The 19,320-nt window shown below is 61.4% G+C and carries 10 protein-coding genes; 8 read left to right on the forward strand and 2 right to left on the reverse strand.

Features of this window, described 5'->3' with window-relative positions; translation table 11 throughout:
• Positions 1-878 (reverse strand): aldo/keto reductase (locus tag VL547_RS19945; protein WP_325581235.1); only part of this gene is annotated, 878 nt, incomplete at its 3' end.
• Between the two features lie 51 nt (positions 879-929).
• Positions 930-2,873: a gliding motility-associated C-terminal domain-containing protein gene (locus VL547_RS19950; RefSeq protein WP_325581237.1), complete on the reverse strand. Its 1,944-nt coding sequence runs from the start codon at positions 2,871-2,873 to the stop codon at positions 930-932.
• Positions 2,874-2,942: 69 nt separating this feature from the next.
• Between VL547_RS19950 and VL547_RS19955 the strand changes: the two genes are divergently transcribed.
• From VL547_RS19955 to VL547_RS19990, 8 genes are all read left to right on the forward strand, one after another.
• On the forward strand, positions 2,943-4,931 hold the full coding sequence (locus VL547_RS19955) for a glutaminase family protein (protein WP_325581239.1): 1,989 nt from the start codon (positions 2,943-2,945) through the stop codon (positions 4,929-4,931).
• 257 nt (positions 4,932-5,188) lie between these two features.
• A complete protein-coding gene (locus VL547_RS19960) occupies positions 5,189-10,156 on the forward strand; it encodes a PKD domain-containing protein (protein ID WP_325581241.1) in 4,968 nt (1,655 codons plus the stop codon).
• Positions 10,157-10,245: 89 nt separating this feature from the next.
• Positions 10,246-10,821: a D-sedoheptulose 7-phosphate isomerase gene (locus tag VL547_RS19965; RefSeq protein WP_325581243.1), complete on the forward strand. Its 576-nt coding sequence runs from the start codon at positions 10,246-10,248 to the stop codon at positions 10,819-10,821.
• 14 nt (positions 10,822-10,835) lie between these two features.
• Positions 10,836-12,128, forward strand: coding sequence for a carboxypeptidase-like regulatory domain-containing protein (locus VL547_RS19970; protein WP_325581245.1), 1,293 nt, complete (start codon positions 10,836-10,838; stop codon positions 12,126-12,128).
• Positions 12,125-12,886, forward strand: a complete 762-nt coding sequence (locus VL547_RS19975; protein ID WP_325581246.1) for a Rossmann-like and DUF2520 domain-containing protein — start codon at positions 12,125-12,127, stop codon at positions 12,884-12,886. The genes VL547_RS19970 and VL547_RS19975 overlap by 4 nt, the downstream gene beginning before the upstream one ends.
• Before the next feature lie 316 nt (positions 12,887-13,202).
• Positions 13,203-13,838 carry a response regulator transcription factor gene (locus VL547_RS19980; RefSeq protein ID WP_325581248.1) on the forward strand — a complete coding sequence of 212 codons (636 nt, stop codon included), beginning with the start codon at positions 13,203-13,205 and terminating at the stop codon, positions 13,836-13,838.
• Between the two features lie 62 nt (positions 13,839-13,900).
• The gene (locus VL547_RS19985; RefSeq protein WP_325581250.1) at positions 13,901-14,674 is read left to right on the forward strand and encodes a HAMP domain-containing sensor histidine kinase; all 774 of its coding nucleotides are present in this window, start codon (positions 13,901-13,903) and stop codon (positions 14,672-14,674) included.
• Positions 14,675-14,799: 125 nt separating this feature from the next.
• Complete coding sequence (locus VL547_RS19990) at positions 14,800-18,831, forward strand: PKD domain-containing protein (protein ID WP_325581252.1); 4,032 nt, start codon at positions 14,800-14,802, stop codon at positions 18,829-18,831.
• Positions 18,832-19,320: the final 489 nt, after the last annotated feature.

The raw sequence follows: 19,320 nt of genomic DNA on the forward strand, positions 1-19,320 counted from the left end.
AGCCGCTTCGCCCCGATGATGACGGTCGTGACCGCCGGCTGGTGGAGCAACCACGCCAGCGCGATCTGCGCCACGGAGACGCCGCGTGAAACAGCGATAGGCCGCAGCACATCGAGAATGTCAAACGCCCGTTCCCGGTTCACCGGCGGGAAATCGAACACGACGCGACGGCCCTCCGAAGGAGCGGAAGAACGATCGAACTTCCCGGAAAGCAGCCCCCCCGCCAGCGGGCTCCACACCATCAGCCCGAGCTTCTGGTCGAGCAACAGCGGCACGATCTCGCGTTCGAGGTCGCGCCCGGCGACGGTATAATACGCCTGGAGCGAGACAAAGCGCTCGAATCCGTGCAGCGCCGATATCCCCAAGGCCTTCATGATATGCCACGCCGCCAGGTTGCTACACCCGATATACCGGACCTTGCCGGACGCAACCAAAGCGTCCAAAGCCGAGAGCGTCTCCTCGAACGGCGTCAGCGGATCATACCCGTGTATCTGGTACAGGTCGATATAATCCGTCCCCAACCGCCGGAGGCTATCCTCCACCTGGGCGAGGATATGCTTCCGCGTCAGCCCGACCTCGTTAGGCCCTTCGCCCATCTTGCCGCGCACCTTGGTCGCCAGGACCAGGTCGTCGCGACGCAGGCCCAGCTGACGCAGGGCGGTCCCCGTCATTTCTTCGCTGACGCCATAGCTGTAGACGTTGGCCGTGTCGATAAAGTTGATACCCGCGTCGACGGACCGCTTGATCAGCTGGTTGACGTCGGATTGAACGACCTCGCCGATGGACGACCAGATGCCGCCCTTTCCGCCAAAGGTCATGGTGCCGAGACAGAGCTCGGATACTTTTAAACCGGTATTACCGAGAAGATGATATTTCATAAGAAAACAAAGGTAATCGCTCCCGGTCACCCCGCGGCACTGATAAAAAAGTTATCGGATCAGCAGGACCGTCCCCTGCCGCCGGATGACCTGCCCCCCGAGATCGATCCCGGTCACGCTCCATACATACACTCCCGTCGGCGCAGTACGCCCATCCCATCCCTGCAAAGGGTCGCTGCTCCGGAACACCGTCTGCCCCCACCGGTTAAAAACCATAAAGACTCCAAACGACTTTATCCCCACGGGTATCGCGCGCAGCACGTCGTTCTGCCCGTCACCGTTGGGCGTAAAAGCGGAGGGCACATATATATTGGCGTCCGCAAAAACCTTGATCGCGACCGAAGCCGTCCCCAGGCACCCCGCGGCGGTGTGGGCCGTAACGGTGTAGGTTACCGTCCCCAGCGCAGGCAGCGCCACCGGGTCGGCGATATACGGGTTGCTCAGCCCGTCCGGCGGCATCCACGTAAAGTTGACAAAACCCGCGCCGTTCACGTCACGCGCGTCCAGCTGCAACGGCTGCCCCAGCACCAGGTTCGTATCGGACACCACCGACAGCACCGCCGGCGGCGTAACCGTCACCCTGATCGGGTCGCCGGGGGAGGGACACCCATACGCGTCTGACGCCACCAGCGTATACGTCGTTGACGCCGCGGGCGAGACAAAGCCGCCCGAACCCGTTGGGCCGGTTCCCCCCGACCACGTATAAACGAACGGCCCCGTCCCCGTGGCCGACGCGCGCAGCAGCGCGGTTCCGCCATCGCAAATGGTCGTATCCCCCAGGGCGTGCGCCACCGGTCCCGGGTCCACCGTGACCAGCACCGAATCCGTCCGCACGCAAACCCCCTTCGTCACCGTCAGGTGGTACATCGTCGTCGCCGCCGGCGCGGCCGAGGGTTGTAACACCGACGCAGAGCTCAACCCGGCCGTCGGCATCCAGCTGAACGTATCCCCATTGGACGTCACCGGTAGCGCCACCGGGGCGCCCGCGCAATCCGTCACCGGCGGCCCCATCCCCAGCGTCAGCGCCACCGTCGCCGGATACACTACGACCGACGCATACGCGGTGTTCCCCAACGCGTCCTTCACCACCACGTTATAATCTCCCGGCACCACTTCCCCGAACGTATTCCCGAACTGGAAGTGCACCCCGTCGAGCGAATACTGTAACGGCGTCGTCCCCCCGAATGCCACCAGGGTAATCCCCGGCGGGTTGGCGCTGCATGGCGGCGTCACGCGCGCCGTGAGCGACACGCAGTCGGCATAGAGGTTGAAGCCCCACAGGTTGGTTGCATTGGTCATGTCCGTGATCGCCATCTGGTAGGTGCCAGCCGCCAGACCGGTAAAGACGCTGTCGTCCGTAACCGCGCCGCCGTCCAGCGAAAACCGGAAGGGCGGGAATCCCAAACCGGGCGACCGCACGATTTTGATCCCACCGTCGCTCCCCGTACAACCCGGCTCGGTGAGGAAGTAGTTGAAGGCGAAGTTGCACTCGTTGACGATCGCGGTGACCCTGTCGAATATACACCCGTTCGAATCCCTGGCGAAAACGGTATACCGCCCCGCCGCCAGGTTTACAAACGTACTGTCGTCCTGGTAGTGCAGGTTGTCGAAGCTGAACTGATAGGGTGGGGTGCCGTCCCGCGCGTGCAGCGTGATCGTGGCGTCCGTGGCCTGGCAATCGGAACCGTACGTGAACGTATACGCCATGGAGGGCTGCGGGTACAGGTTGGCGATATGCACGGTGTACGTCACCGTTAGCCCCGTGGCGTCCGTGGCCGACACCACGTATTTCCCGGTATCGAGGTCGACAAAGTTGGAGTCGGATTGGGCGGCCCCGCCGTTGAGGGAAAAGCTATACGGCGCCACGCCCCCGCCGGCCCTGGCGACCAGCGACCCGTTCGGGTATCCGCAGGTGGTTCCATAACTGGTTGCGGTAAGGGTCATGCCGGGTCGGAGAACGCCCGTCAGCACGTACAAAATGGCAAAGAGGTACACGTCTCTGGGAAGTTACAAAAACTTTTGTAGCTTGCAGCCATTGTAAACGATTGCACAAACGATCCACACATGAAGCGCCTTCTCCCCCTGTTCCTCCTCGCCGGAGCCACCGCCGCTACCGCGCAATCCCAACGCAAGGCCCCCGCCTACCCCCTGCTCGTCCATGACCCCTACTTCAGCATCTGGTCCACCGCGGACGCCCTCACCGACGCCCAGACCACCCACTGGACCGGGAAGCCCCAACCCCTGACCGGTCTCATCAGGGTCGATGGCCAGGTCTACCGTTTTATGGGCGCCGGTAGCGATGCCGTCGCCACCCAGACGGACGTCGACCTCACCGCCACCCAGACCCGCTACGCCTTTACCTGCGGACCGGTCGCCCTGCGGGTGGATTTCACCTCGCCTTTACTCGTAAAAAACCTCGATATCCTTTCGCGGCCCGTCGACTATATCGATTTTGCAGTAAAATCGACCGACGGTAAACCGCACAAGGTCGACCTCTACGTCGGCGTCTCCGGCGACATCGCCGTCAACAAGCCCGACCAGCAAGTCACCACCGCCAGCTTTGAAAAGGACGGCCTGGCGATCCAAAAGGTCGGTACCGTCGAGCAACCAGTATTAAAGAAAAAAGGCGACGACCTCCGCATCGACTGGGGCTACGCCTATGTCGCCGTGCCGGCCGCCTATAAAGCCGTCCACAGCACCCTCGACGGATCGGCAGCCGCCGGCGCCACCGCCGCTGCCGCCAGCGACGTCACGCTCCACAACACGATCCCCTGCGGCAATATAACCGCCACCCCGGTCCACAAAACCGTGTTAATCGGCTATGACGAAGGCGACGCCATCCAATACTTCGGCGCTAACCTCCGCCCCTGGTGGAACAAGGACGGCGCCCACACCATCGAAGACGAGCTCAAGGCCGCCCGGGACCAGCACGAGACCGTGCTCCAGGAGTGCGACGCCTTCGACAAGGAGCTTTTCGCCCAGGCCAAGAACGCCGGCGGTGACAACTACGCCCGTCTCTGCGCCATCGTCTACCGCCAGAGCATAGCCGCCCACCAGCTGGTCAGGAGTCCGGATGGCGACCTCCTTTGGTTCTCCAAGGAAAACTTCAGCAACGGCTCCATCAACACCGTCGACGTGACCTATCCGTCGGCCCCCCTCTACCTGTTGTACAACCCCCACCTCATGGAGGGCATGCTCAACGGAATCTTCCACTATTCCGAAAGCGGCCGCTGGACCAAGCCATTCGCCGCCCACGACCTCGGCACCTTCCCCCTGGCCAACGGCCAGACCTATGGCGAGGACATGCCGGTCGAAGAATCGGGCAACATGATCATCCTCACCGCCGCGATCTGCCGCGCCGAGAACAGCCCCGCCTACGCCAGGAAGCACTGGAAGGTCCTCAGCACCTGGGTGAACTACCTGGACACCGCCGGTTTCGACCCCGCCAACCAGCTCTGCACCGACGACTTCGCCGGTCACCTGGCGCGCAACGCCAACCTCAGCGTCAAAGCCATCGAAGGCATCTCCGCCTACGCCCACCTGGCCGCCGAGCTCGGCGAAAAGGCCACCGCCGACAAATACCTCGCCCACGCCCGCGACATGGCCAAGAAGTGGACGGTCATGGCCGACGCCGGCGACCACTACTCCCTGACCTTTGACAAAAAGGACACCTGGTCGCAGAAGTACAACCTCGTTTGGGACAAGGTCCTCGACTACCACCTGTTCCCCGCGTCGGTCTACGCCAGGGAGATCGCCTACTACAAAACCAAACAAAACGCCTTTGGCCTCCCCCTCGACAGCCGCAAGACCTACACCAAGTCCGACTGGATCGAGTGGACCGCCACCCTGACCGCCAACCGCGCCGACTTCGAGGCGCTCTCCAACCCCGTCTACAAATACGTCCTGGAGACCCCCACCCGCGTCCCCGTCAGCGACTGGCACGAAACCACCACCGGCAAACAAGTCGGCTTCCAAGCCCGCAGCGTCGTAGGCGGCTACTTCATGCAAGCCCTATACGCCCACTGGCACGCCGCTCCGCCTGCCACCAAATAATCTAGTCCGCGCAGTCCCCACGTCACGAATAGGCCGGGCGCCCTCCGCCAAATAATCTAGTCCGCGCAGCCCTCACGTCACGAATAGGCCGGGCCCTGTGCCCCTTTTTCCCTCGTTTTGCGGTGCACCGCAAAGCGAGGGAAAAAGGGGCACAGGGCCCGGCCTATTCTATCAGGCGTGCTCAGGGGGCCGAACCGAAGCATAGGAAAAAAGTCTTATGTTTGCACCCGTAAGGACCCCTGAAACCTGATCCTCCTATGCCCCTGCTCCCTCACGCGCTCAGAACGACGATCGCTATTATGGCGATGGGCGGAGCCGTAAGAGCGCAGCAGGCGAACTTCACGGCGAGTACCACGGGGGGATGCTCGCCGCTCACCGTAAGCTTCACGAACACTACGACGGGCGCCTCCGGCAGCGCCACCTATAGCTGGGACTTTGGGAACGGGAATAAAACGGCGACCGGAGACATCAATGCGTCGATAGGCGCCACGTACACCACACAGCAGGCGTATACGGTGACGCTTACCGTTACCGATGGGGCGAAGACGAGTACAAAGACCCTGACCGTTACCGTGTATAAGAATCCTACCGTGGCTTTTACCGAAAGCGGTGGCAAGGGATGCGTACCGGACCCGGTGACGTTTACGAGCTCGTCCACGGCGGGAGATGGGACGATCAGCCAGTACTTTTGGGATTTTGGCGACGGGAATACGAAATCGGCGACGACGACGACCGTCAGCAATACGTATCAATACGCCGGCTCGCCGACTGTGGGGTTGACGGTGACAAACAGCCATGGTTGTTCGGCCACGCTGACGCAGCCCAATCTTTTTACCATCTATCCCGCGGTGGTCCCCGCTTTTGCGGCGGGCTCGCCGACACTCTGCCAGCTGACGGACCCGGAGCTTTTTACGAATACGACCACTGGTCCGCCGACGCTGAGCTATCTGTGGCGCTTCGGGGATGGGACGACGAGCACCGACCCGGCGCCCAGCCATACCTATGCCACCAAGGGCATCTACAACGTCACGCTCGTCGCGACCTCCTCGGTGGGTTGTGTGGACTCGCTGGTCAAGACACAATACGTCGACGCCGCCAACTTCAACCCCAGCTTTACCGTCAATAACCCAACGCTGTGCTCCGGCGTGGAATTGCTCTTTAGCGACAACAGCAACCCCGCACCCAACAGCTACAGCGAAAACTGGAGTTTTGGGGACAACACCGGTTCCGGCTATGGCGGCAACGTGATAGACCACACGTATACAGCCGGCGGCACTTATACCGTCACGATGAACGCTACCTACGGACAGTGCCCGGTCACCACGACCAAACAAATCTCCGTTTTCCCCGCGCCGACACTGGGTGGCTTTCAAATGACGACCACGGGGCTCTGCGGCGCGCCGGTAACCGTCCAGCTCACCGACACCTCGAAAGCCGCGGTCTCGCGGGCCTGGTCCGAAGACCCTTACTACGGCTATCTCGGCCCCACCACGCCCTTTGCCACCACGCCCACCGCGAGCTATACCTTTGCGTCGAACGGGGACATGGGCATCTGGCTCACGATTACCGACGCCAACGGCTGTACCGCGTCCGTCGAGCGACCGGTGCCGGTAGAGCCCCCGCAAGTCTATATCAACGTCCTGTCGACCGATCCGTCCGGGACCTACAGCTGTAACCCGGTGACCGTAAACGTCAGCGCCCAGTCGGACGTACGGCTGACGAAATACAACTGGAACTTCGGCGACGGCACGACGTCCACGGATTCGCTCCCCACGCACACCTATACCCAGCCGGGTTCCTATACCATCACCCTCCAGTACACCAACGCCAACGGCTGCACCGGCAGCCAAACCACCTATGGCTTTGCGGTGCAGATCGCGCAGCGCCCTGTGGCGAAGTTTTCGATCAGTCCGGCCAACCCCATCTGCGGGGACAACCCGGTCACCTTTACCAGCCAGGCCACCAACGCGTATAACGTCACCTGGGACTTCGGGGACGGCGAGGGAAACGCCTATGTGTACGGCAGCCAGTATGTGCACCAGTATACCAAGGAAGGCACCTACACCATCACCATGATCGCGATCGGGTTCAACGCGTTTTGCACGGACACGCTGGTCAAGGTGGATTCGGTGGTGGTGCTCCCCGCTTTTCCCAAAATAGAAACCAGCTTTAGCACCTGTAACGGCGACCGCGGTGACATCACGCTCGTGGATTCGATCCGCGGCGCCACGTCCGCGACGTGGAACTTTGGCGATGGCACGACACAACCCGCGGTGTCCGACACGATCGTCCACGACTACGCCAAAAGCGGTATCTACAAGGTGGTACTGATAACGGTCGCCGGCCAGTGCACCAACCGGGACTCGACGACGGTATATGTTTTGAAAAAACAACACCCGATCCTCAAATCCCCCGTCGATTCCATCTGCGGCTCGGGGCCGCTCACGCTGACCATTTCGGGGCTGGACACAAATTATTATTATTACAACCAGTATTACTGGAACTACTATGGCGTCGCTGCCTGGCAATACGAAGACGGCTCGGCCATCCCCCAGTATTCGTATCCCAGCTACTCGGGACCGGACGTCAACGTCCAGGGTACGACCACCACCTATACGGCGACGTGGACCAACCTCACGCCCGGTCACGACAGCATCCGCGTGTTCCTGCAAAGCAACGGCCAGTACCAGGACTGTATCGATACCAGCAACTATGTAAAGGTCAAGATTAAAGGCCCGATCGCCGGGCTGGTGGACTCCGGCAGCTGCTGGAAAAATCCTTACCTGTTCCGCGACACCTCCCGCGGTACCGACGGCGTTCCCATCACGCAGTGGGTCTGGACCTTTGGCGATGGGACGACCCAAACGGCGGCCACGGGCGCGGACGTATACCACACCTACGGTCAGCCCGGCAACAACTACGACGCGTATCTGACCGTCACCGACGCCCAGGGATGTACCGACCGGACCATCGACAACTATGTCTACCCCGAGGGCCCGAAGGCGAACTTCACCTGGTCCCCCACCAATATTTCCCCAGGGACCACGGCGATCTTCAGCAACACCAGTTTTGGCCCGTACTACAGCGCCCTCTGGACCTTCGCCAGCGACAAGTCCACGTCCAACAATATATACCAGGTCTCGCATACCTACCCCAACATCACCAACGACACCGTGACGCTGGTCGTGACCAACAGCACCTATCCGCAGATCGGGTGCAACGCGGACACGATCACCCAGGTGATCCAGGTCCGCAACGTCAACGCGGCCTTTACGTTCACCACGTCCTATGTCAACAACAACAACTGTCCGCCGGTAGTGGTTTATTTCAAAAGCACGAGCTATAACGTCACCGGCTACCAGTGGGACTTCGGAGACGGCGCCACGGCCCAGGGCAACCCCAACCCCAGCCATACTTATAACAAGCCCGGCAAATACTATATCTCGCTCACGGCTACCGGCGCCGGTCAGACGGTGATCACCGTCACGGACTCGGTTACCGTCAAGGGGCCCTACGCCTCGGTGAGCGCGGACGTCCCCCAGGCCTGCAGCCCCTCCAAGGTCACCCTCACCGCGGTCGCGGTCGGCGCGGTCTCCTATACCTGGGACTTTGGCGACGGCACCGTGCTGAGTGCCGCCGACACCTTCGCCACCCATACGTATACCGTCCCCGGGATATACAACCCCGCGCTGATCCTCAAGGATGCGCTGGGTTGCGCGTCCACTTTCAACCCCAGCGTCCCCGTGGTGGTCGATTCTTTAAAAGCGCAGGCGCGGGCAGCCGTATCGCATCTCTGCGACTCGGGTTCGACCGCCTTCAGCGCGCCGCTCTACAGCCTTTCCAACGGTGCGCTGGGCGAGGCCCTCCGGTATCACTGGGACTTCGGGACGGGCAACCCCGCTGACACCTCGGACGCCGCGAACCCCTCCTGGACATACACCGCCCTCGGCGCCTATACCGTACACCTCACCGTTACCTCGACCCCCGGCTGTGTCTCCGCCAGTACGGAGTCCATACAGGTCACCGCCACTGCCCACGGTTCGATCGCCGGTCCCCCGGAAGGCTGCGTGAACGACTCGCTCCACTTCACCGCCGCCGCGCTCCGCGGCGCACCCACCTGGCAATGGCTGTTCCCCGGCGGGGTGACCGACACCTCCGCCAAACCCGCGATAAAGGCCGCCTCCAGCGGCGCGGTCGAGCTCATCAGCACCTGGAATGGCTGCGCCGACACCGCCACCGCGGCGCTGACCGTCCACGCCTTGCCGGTCATCGACATCACCCCCGACGCCCCCCGGATCTGTCAGGGCGCCAGCATCACCCTGACCGCCCATGACGGCCAGGTCTATCAATGGAAGGGGCTCGCCAGCGACCCCGCCCTCACCGTGGCCCCCGCGAGCCCGACCACCTACTACGTCACCGTAACCAATACCTTCGGCTGCGTCAACACCGACTCCGTATACGTCTTTGTCGCCCGTCCCTTCCAGGTCCGGCTCCCCGCCGACACCACCCTGTGTATCGGCGACAGCATGTACCTCCAGGCCGCCGGCGCCTATGCCTACCAATGGTCCACCGGCGCCACCGCCAACCCCCTCCTGGTCGACCCGGCCGTCAGCACCACCTATACCGTCACCGGGACCGACCAGGACCGCTGCTTTTCGTCCACCGCCACCACCAGCGTCCAGGTCGTCCCCCGCCCAACGGTCAGGGCTACCCCCGTCGGTATCGTCATCGCCGGCGCCAGCGTCAACCTCCAGGCCACCGGCAGCCCCGATATTGCCACCTGGCTCTGGACGCCCCCCGACTACCTCGACTGCGCCAGCTGCCAGAACCCCGTCAGCACCCCCCAGTCCAACATACTGTACACCGTCACCGGCGAGACCGCCTACGGCTGCACCGCCTCCGACACCGTCCGCATCCGTCTGATCTGTATGCAGGACCGCGTCGCCATCCCCGGCGCCTTCTCCCCCAACCACGACGGCTACAACGATCTGTTTTACCCCCGCGGCTCCGGCGTCCGCGTCATCACCGGCTTCCTCATCTACAGCCGCTGGGGCACCCTCGTCTTCGAACGCCACAACATCCCGCTGAACGACCCCTCCACCGCCTGGGACGGCACCTTCGCCGGCGCCGACCAACCCGTCGGAGCCTACGTCTACGAGCTCACATTGATCTGTGACACCGGCGAGACCTTCACCCGAAAAGGCACCGTCCTTCTGGAGCGTTAGACGCGCCTGCGCACCCCGCGACGCGCCCGCCCCCGTGAGCGCGGTCCGCCACCGCGTCCCCGGATCGTAAGATTCTGTATTTTTACCCCATGCAAGAAATCATCAGAAACATCATCGCCGAAAGCCTCAAAGTCAAACAAGCCCTCCTCGACGACGCCGCCATGCAACAAAAAATGGCCGACGTCAGCCAAATGATCGCCGACGCCTTCAAGAGCGGCCGCCGCGTTTATTTCTGCGGGAACGGCGGGAGCGCCGCGGACGCGCAGCACCTGGCGGCGGAGTTTTCGGGACGTTTTTACAAGGACCGCAAAGCCTTGCCGGCGGAAGCCCTGCACTGCAACACGTCCTATCTGACGGCCGTGGCCAACGACTACAGCTATGACGTCATCTATGCGCGGCTCGTGGACGGCATCGCGGAAAAGGGCGATGTACTCTTTGGCATCAGCACCTCCGGGAATTCGGGGAACATCGTAAAGGCCTTCGAAACCGCCCGCGCCAAGGGCGTCGTCACCATCGGCTTCACCGGGCAGGGTGGGGGAAAGATGGCCGGGCTGAGCGATCACCTGTTTGCCATGCCCACCAAGGATACCCCGCGTATCCAGGAAGGGCACATCCTCGTGGGGCACATCATCTGCCAGCTCGTCGAAGCCATCCTCTTCCCATAAGCGACCCCAACCACATGAAATCCTGGACCCTCTTAACCGCGCTCCTGCTGATAACCAGCGCCGCCAGCGCCCAGCGCCAAATCCGCGGCCGCGTCACCGCTGCCGACAACGGCAAGCCCCTGGCGGGCGCGAGCGTCTTTATCAGCAACACCTCGCGGGGTACCGTCACCGACGAGAAGGGCATGTTCGTCCTGGACAACGTCCCCGACGGCCGCTACGTCCTGGTCATCTCCAGCGTCGGCTACCAGACCGACCTGGAAACCATCGACAGCCGCTACCCGCAGGCCGACTATGCGATCACCCTCCGTACCAAGATCGCGGAGCTCGGTGAGGTGACGGTCCGCGCCTTTGACAAGGACGGGTATAAACGGTGGGGTGAATTGTTCCGTGAAAACTTTATCGGCACCTCCGACTTTGCCCGTAACTGCAAAATACTCAACCCGGAAGTGATCAAGATACACTATGCGCCCAAGAGCCGCACCCTGTCCGCGTACTCGGACGGGCCCATCCTGGTGCAGAATGCTGCCCTCGGCTACGAAGTACAGGTAACGCTCGACGACTTCCACTACTACCTGGCTAACGGCGAAACCCGTTTTTCTTTCTTCCCGCTGTTCCGTGAAATGCCCGGCAGCCCGTCCAAAAAGGCCCGCTGGGCCAGGAACCGTAACCAGGCCTACTTTGGCTCCACGCTGCACTTTTTCCGCGCGCTCTACCAGGACCGCGTCCGCGAAGAAGGTTTTGTGATGCACACCGAGGCTGGCGCGGATAGCGCCGAGGTCCAGCGCATCAAGAACAACCTGCGCCGCGCGCTTATCCAGGCGCGCGAAGCCGCCGGACCCGACGGGCAGCATATGTCCCCCGAGGCGTTGCTCGGCGCTAACGTGCTGGCGACCTTTGACAACGCCCTCGATAACGCCCGGAGCAGCATGGGCAAACCCTATTTATATAATGGTGAAACCCCGTTGAGTCAGGTCGTCGTCGCCAGGGACTCGAACGTCATGGTCCTGGAATTCGACGACTACCTCAGGGTCACTTACTTAAGGAACAAAGCGCCCAGCCGGTACTTCAACGATGTAATCATCGACCCCAACCATCCCGAAAGCGGTCGCAAGATCGCCGTCACGCGCAGCGGTCTGGAGGGTATGACCACCCACCTGGAGCTCATCCGCGGGCTCCCGATGGAGGTCTTTGCCAACGGCAGCAACATCAATACCGACCTGTCTTTTGACGGTTATTGGAACTGGTGGGAGCGGATCGGGAACATGCTCCCGTATGATTATGTACCTGAACCATTGCCAACACCATGAACATCACACTGATAGGTTCCGGTAACGTAGCCACCGTCCTTGGCCGCCGGTTTGTAAGGTCCGGTCACCACATCGTACAAGTGCTCAGCCCACGCCACGCCAAAGCATTGGCTCACGAGCTCGGCGCGGAGCCCATCGACAACGCAGAACAATTACAACCCGCTGAACTATATCTTATTGCCGCGAGCGACACCGCCATAACGGGGCTCGCCCAAACGCTCCGCTTGCAAAACGCCCTGGTAGCGCATACCGCCGGCTCGCTCCCCAAAAACATACTATCCGACGTCTCCTCCCGATACGGCGTCCTATATCCCCTCCAGAGCATCCGTAAGGAAGTGGAACCCAGCGAAATACCACTCCTGATCGACGGCAATACGCAGGAAGTCGTTGAAAAGCTCGAGACCCTCGCGCAAACGATTACCACGACCGTTAGTCGTACGACTGACCAGGATCGGTTGTTTTTCCACATCGGCGGGGTAGTGGTGAATAACTTTCCCAATTATCTCTACGCGCTCACCGAATTGTATCTACAAGATAAGGGTCTCGACTGGCGGATGCTCCTGCCGCTGATGACCGAGACGGTGGCGCGGCTGTATACCGAAAGTCCTACGCAAATGCAGACCGGGCCTGCCATCCGGGGCGATGAAGCGACACTCGATACACATAAGAAACTGTTGGAAGGGTACCCCGAATTACAGGGGTTTTACGAACGCTTCTCCGTAGAAATTCGTCATTCGCTTGCAATTTCGCGTCGTTAACCCCTGAACTGGTGGAGGTGAGCGAAATATCCCTTACCTTAGGGGCATTATCTATGGAAAAATAACTATATTTACTTTGCCGCTCCGCATTAAACTTTGGCAGTTTATTTGCATCTTAAGTGTGAGTGTGTTCGGAGTAACTTTAACTTTTCGTTAGTACCATCAGCTTACCCTCTGCGACTCCAATTAAATTGTGTCCATCCAATCTCCATCGGAAATACCATTTCCAACCGACGTTTGTTTGCTCATGTGAAGGAATGCGCCCATTCTTGCACTATGTGGCTGGCCATGCATTTCACCTAAAAATTAAAACGTTATGATTTCGATTGGAATGATTGAGGACTCTTTAATGCTCCGCAAAAACCTGGAGAAAATGTTCGACTACGACATGGACATGGACCTCCTTTTTTCTCTGCCCTCGGTCGAACAATTGATCTCGCAGTCTGATCTGCACCGGAATGCGCCCGCCGTAATCCTGTTGGACATCGAACTGCCGGGTATCTCAGGGTTGGATGCGATTCCCATTCTCCGGAAAATTTATCCCCGGGCCGACATCGTCATCATCACCGGTAACATGGATGAAGACGTTATCTGGAGCGCCACGGTACGCGGCGCCAAGGGCTACCTCCTCAAACCGGTCCTCTACTCACAGCTGAAAGAACAGATCTTTATGATCCGCGAAGGCAGCACCCTCATCTCACCGGACGCCGCTAACATATTGGTGCGCAAGCTCAACGGGATCACCGAAGAGCGCCGCCCCGAATACGCCGACGTACTGACCAAGAAAGAGGCGGAGGTCGTGAGCTATTTCCTGAAAGGATTTACATACAAACAGATAGCAATGGTGATGCAGATTTCGGTGAGCACGGTGAACGATCATCAGAAGAAAATCTACAAAAAACTCAACATTAATTCGAAGTACGAGTTATTGGCGAGGTTTTTGCCAAACTGACGATCGGGGAATTTTTTGGCCTCTTTGATTTAGCCTTATCCACACCTAAACCCTATTCGTGCATGAAGAACCTTACGCTGGAGGCTCCGGCAACCGGGGCATTTCTTTCTGACATCACTTCCGAAACGCTGCTGTATCCGGTTCGCCAGGAACCGCGTAAAGGCGCCAGCGCTTTCGAAACGCTTCTTCTGCATACGGTCTCACACGAGCTCAGGACGCCGTTTTCCATCATACAATCCAGCGCCGAATTACTGGAGATGATGCGGGTGGACCCCATGGTCACCGAGCAGGCACGCGTCATCATGCGCGAGATCAAACAGGTCACCGACCTGATGAACCGCCTCGTCCAGTTCAGCCGCTGGGAACCCGGCGCGCTTGCGGACAACCAGCAACCCGCCGATATCGAAAAAGCCACCCGCGATTGCATCGGGAACGGTTTTTCCCCTTGGAAAGACGGGCGCCACGTCGCCTACAAACTCACGGGCAAGCCGCGCGACGTCCGGCTCGATCCCGTTATTTTTCAATTGGTCCTTAGGAATCTCGTAGAAAACGCCTGCAAATATTCCACCGGCAAGCGCCCGCCCCTGGTGCGCCTGCACTACGCCCAGGCCAGCTGGAGCGTGAGCGTCCGGGACTATGGCATCGGCATTCCCGATGCGGACCTGGCGCGTCTCTTCAAACCCTTTTCCCGCGGCTCGAACGTAGGCGACACCCCCGGTTTGGGTCTCGGTCTGCGCATCGCCCACTATCTCGTCAACAATTTCTGCGGAACCCTGACCCTGACCAGCCGGGAAGGAAAGGGCACCACCGCCACGGCGACCTTTCTCTACCGCTAGGCGCTCCGCGCCCCGCGTCTCAACGATTTGCTGTCCCGCGCGCCCACGGCGCCTATGGCGTCGTGTCCCCCTGAAAACGCTTCTTGCTCTTGTGAGGGATATACGAACCCTTCCAAAACTCGCGGATGACCTCGAAACGCATTGGGTGCAGTGTCCTTTTCTGGCTGCTGGCGGTCTCCGTACATGCCCAGCTCCAACCTGGTTTTACCCTCGACAAGGCTGCGGGTTGTTCCCCGCTGACCGTAACGTTTACGAATACGACCACGGGCGCGGGCGCGCAAGCGGTCTATACCTGGAATTTCGGCAACGGCAACGTGCTCCGGACCACGGACGCCGCCGCCCCGGCAGCGGCGATCTATTATACGCCCCAAACTTATACCGTTACCCTCACCGTGCGCGACAGGGGCCGCACCGTGACGGTCACGCATAAGGTCACGGTCTATAAGAACCCCAACGTGGCCTTTACGCTCGCGCCCGCGGGCGGTTGCGCGCCGGTCTATGCCACGCTGACCAGCACGGCCCCGGGCGCCACCTATTTCTGGGACTTCGGCGACGGCCGCACGCTCCAGACCACGACCGACACGGCGGGCGAGCTCTATACGCTGGCGGGGGTCTACAGCCCCAGCCTCACCGTCACCGACGCGCATGGCTGCAGCGCCACCGGCTCGCTCCCCAATGCGCTGACTATAAATGCCGTACCAGCGGTATCCTTTACCGCGAAGGACATCTGCGCCGCGACCGATACCGCCTATTTCACCAACACCAGCACCGGGGGCACGACCTATCGCTGGTCGTATGGCGACGGAACCAGCGGGACCGATAACAAACACCGCTATGCCAACGACGGCGCGTATAGCATCATCCTTACCGCGACCAACGCCGCCGGATGCACCACTACCGCCACCGATACCATACACGTCGGTAACGCGCCCATTACCTTTACCGCCGGCAACGCGTGCGCGGGCGCGCCCGTTACGTTCACCGGAAGCGGCACCTACAACTACGGCGACGGGACGACCGGTACCTCCAGGACGCACACCTACGCGCAACCCGGTAGCTACACCGTCACCCTCACCGGTGGCGCGGGCGGCTGTACCCTGACCGCGACCCAGACCCTGACCGTACACCCGGCGCCCGTCCTGCGCGGTTTCCAGGTTACCCTTCCCACGCAGTGCCAGGTTCCCGCCACGGTCCAGTTTACCGACACCAGCCAGGGCGCGGTCAAATGGCTCTGGAACTTCACCGGTCAGCCGCGCGACACGTCGACGCAGAAAAACCCCTCGTATACCTTCACCGCCAACACGGCCTACCCAACCAGCCTGACCGTCACCGACGCCAATGGCTGTACCGCCACGGCCACGCAACCGGTCTATCCCAGCGGGCAGTCCGCGGCCATCCAGATCGTCCAGCCCGACACGGTCTGCGGGAGCGTGACCATACAACCCACGCTCCATACATCCGACCCCGTCACCCAATATCAATGGGCCTTTGGCGACGGCGCAACCGCCACCACGGCGCAACCGAGCCACACCTACAGCACCCCCGGCCGCTACTTCCTCACCGTTAACTATACGACGGCCCACGGCTGCGCCGGTACCGCGGGCCCCGACACTATAAACGTATACCCCACGCCCCACGCGGCCTTCCAGACACAGGACACCACCGCCTGCGGGCACAACAACCTCCAGCAGCTCATCAACCTGTCCGACAGCGCCGCGTCCTATACCTGGATATTCGGCGACGGAAGCTCGTTCACGACCCCGAGCGCCGCTTCTTTCTACCACAAATATCCTTCGTACGGTACGGATACCGTACGGCTGATCGCGTCGAGCCCAGGCTGCGCGCCGGACACGGCGGTTCGGGTCGTCACCATACGGACCGTACAGCTTCCGTACGCCGGCGCCTTTTATTCGTGTAACGGCAACCGCGACACCGTCACCTTTATCGACTCCGTGGCCGGCGGTTCCGACTATACCTGGCACTGGGGCGACGGGTCGCCCGACGAAACCGATCCCGTCTTTGTGCCACAGCACCAGCACGTCTACCCCCGCAGCGGTTCCTACAAGGCTACCATCACCGCGACATTCGGCGCCTGCCGCAACAGCGGCCCGGGAATTCCGGTCGAGGTGCTCACGCGCCAGCACCCGCTGCTCACCAGCCCGGACACCGCGCTCTGCGGGAGCGGGAACCTGTCCTACCAGCTCACCGGTCTGGACAGCAACTACCGGGACAGCACCCAGGTCTGGTCCTATCCCGACGGGGACACGAGCACCGGCCGTCTCCTCCCGGGCCAGGACAGCCTGCGCCTCATCCTGGTCTCGAAGACGTTCGGCTGCGCCGACACCAGCAACTACATCAGGTTACATATCAGCGGTCCCACCGCGGCCTTCCTGATTTCCCGGCGGGACTCGTGCAACAGGAGCCCGGTTGTTTTCACCGATACTTCATCGGGACAAATCGCCCATTGGGTCTGGAACTTCGGCGACAGCAGCACTGTGAGCCGGACAACCGGCGACACCGTCATGCACCTCTATACGGGCAAGGGCCATTTCACGCCGACGCTCACCGTCACCGACGTACACGGTTGCAGCCAGACCGCAGGGCAATCGCTGCTCGTAGAGTCGTGTATCGACAGCTCCGGTCAGGTAGGGAACGCGGGTGGCGTGACGGCCGGTTTTACCGACTCCACGGCATACCTCAGCTACGACGGCTGTCCGCCGCTGGTGGCGTGGTTCCGCGACAGCACGCAAAAAGCCGTGCGGGCCCATTGGGACTTCGGCGACGGCGCTACTGCCGAGGACAACCCCACGCCCAGCCATACCTACTACAACCCCGGCGTCTACGTGGTCACGCTGACGGCCTATGGCGCGGGTGGCGACTCCGTCGAAGCCCGGGACACCCTCCGCGTCAACGGCCCCGCCGCGGCGCCCCGATCCAGCCTCGTCAAAGGCTGCGCCCCGCTCAGCGACACCCTGAGGGCCAGCGGCACCGGTATCACAACTTATACCTGGGACTTTGGCGACGGCACCGTGCTCGTCACCCGCGACAGCATCGTCCCGCACCGGTACGTGGCGGCAGGCGTGTATACGCCATCGCTCCTGGTGAGCGACTCCGGCGGTTGCCAGGCGGTCTTCCAGCTCAACGCGCCCATACTGGCGGACACGCTCAGCGTGGCGCCGCTGGCGCCCATCACCCGGTGCGATACGGGCCTGCTTACGTTTACGCCCGTCATCACCAGCCTGGCCGACAGCCTGGGCGATTCATTACAATACAAATGGAATTTCGGAACCGGCCGTGCAGGAGATACGGCGGCGACGCAGAACGCGTCTTTCGATTATCAGGAGGGGGCCTATGCTCTTATGTTTTCTGTCACCTCGCCGGCAGGTTGCACGGCCAGTGCGCGGGATTCGATCCGGATCGCCGCACCCCTGAGCCTTCAATATCCCGCGCATACCGATATCTGCATCGGCGACACGGCGGCGCTCATCGTCACCGGTCGCCCCGATTATACCTATCAATGGACCCAACAAACCGTCCAGCCGCTCCAGACGACCTGGTACAGCGACGTCGTCCGGGGCCCCTTCGGTTGCTACACCGACACCCTCCGCCTCATCGTAACCGTCCACGAAAAACCCACCGTCACCATCAACGAGCCCGGCCCTATCACCGCGGGCCAGTCCGTAACCCTCCAGTCCAACCCCAGCCCCGACGTCACCGCCAGCTACTGGTCCCCCGCCGACAACCTCAGCTGCACCGAGTGCCCCGCGCCCGTCTGCACGCCCCTCTACACCACGACCTACACCGACAGCGTCGTCACCCAATACGGCTGTAGCGCCACCGACACCGTCACCATCAGCCTCGCCTGCGAAGGCAATACCGTCCGCATCCCCAACGCCTTCACCCCCAACGGCGACGGCATCAACGACTACTTCATGCCCGTCGGCCGCGGCGTCAAGGTCCTCCTCCACATGCGCATCTACAACCGCTGGGGCAACCTCGTCTACAGCGCCGACAACCTCCCCGTCGCCGAACGCGTCACCAACATCGGCTGGAACGGCGCCGACAACCCCACCGGCACCTACATCTACATGCTCGATTTCGAGTGCGCCGCCGGCCAAGTCTTCTCCGAAAAAGGCACCGTCACCCTCATCCGCTAACCCATTCCCCAATCCCCCCCGGTCCCGCGCATTGCCCTGCCCTAAGCGCGCCTGGCCAAAAAGAAGGGCGCCAAGCCTCTCTGCACGCCGCTTTTTTTGCAAAAAAAACGGCGTGCAGAGAGGCTTGGCGCCCTTCTTTTTGGCCAGGCTCCCGCGCTACCCACCGATTACGCAGCCTTCGATCGTTCACTCCCGGCTCCCCCCCAGTGCCCTTTTCCGCTCTTTGGATTTTGGGCAAGGTATACCTTAAAAAAGTCCCCCATTTCTCCCATTCACCCAAGCTATGCCTTGCCCCCAAACCCCCAGGGGGTCAAGCCTGTTTTTTAGGCAAGCTATACCTTGAAAAATCGCCACTTTTGGCGCTCATACCCAAGCTAAAACTTGCCCAAAATCCAAAGCGCGGAAAAAGGGCATCCCATCACAGGCGAACCGCCCTGCGCCGCGACGGATACCGCTCCCGCCCTAAGCGCGCCGGCCCAAAAATAAGGG

The sequence above is a fragment of the Dinghuibacter sp. genome (assembly GCF_035492835.1).
GTDB lineage: Bacteria > Bacteroidota > Bacteroidia > Chitinophagales > Chitinophagaceae > Dinghuibacter.

What these genes read in the sequence shown, in the direction of transcription:
- VL547_RS19955 (WP_325581239.1), top strand. Translation starts at nt 2,943, where the DNA reads ATGAAGCGCCTTCTCCCCCTGTTCCTCCTCGCCGGAGCCACCGCCGCT.
- VL547_RS19960 (WP_325581241.1), top strand. Translation starts at nt 5,189, where the DNA reads ATGCCCCTGCTCCCTCACGCGCTCAGAACGACGATCGCTATTATGGCG.
- VL547_RS19965 (WP_325581243.1), top strand. Translation starts at nt 10,246, where the DNA reads ATGCAAGAAATCATCAGAAACATCATCGCCGAAAGCCTCAAAGTCAAA.
- VL547_RS19970 (WP_325581245.1), top strand. Translation starts at nt 10,836, where the DNA reads ATGAAATCCTGGACCCTCTTAACCGCGCTCCTGCTGATAACCAGCGCC.
- VL547_RS19975 (WP_325581246.1), top strand. Translation starts at nt 12,125, where the DNA reads ATGAACATCACACTGATAGGTTCCGGTAACGTAGCCACCGTCCTTGGC.
- VL547_RS19980 (WP_325581248.1), top strand. Translation starts at nt 13,203, where the DNA reads ATGATTTCGATTGGAATGATTGAGGACTCTTTAATGCTCCGCAAAAAC.
- VL547_RS19985 (WP_325581250.1), top strand. Translation starts at nt 13,901, where the DNA reads ATGAAGAACCTTACGCTGGAGGCTCCGGCAACCGGGGCATTTCTTTCT.
- VL547_RS19990 (WP_325581252.1), top strand. Translation starts at nt 14,800, where the DNA reads ATGACCTCGAAACGCATTGGGTGCAGTGTCCTTTTCTGGCTGCTGGCG.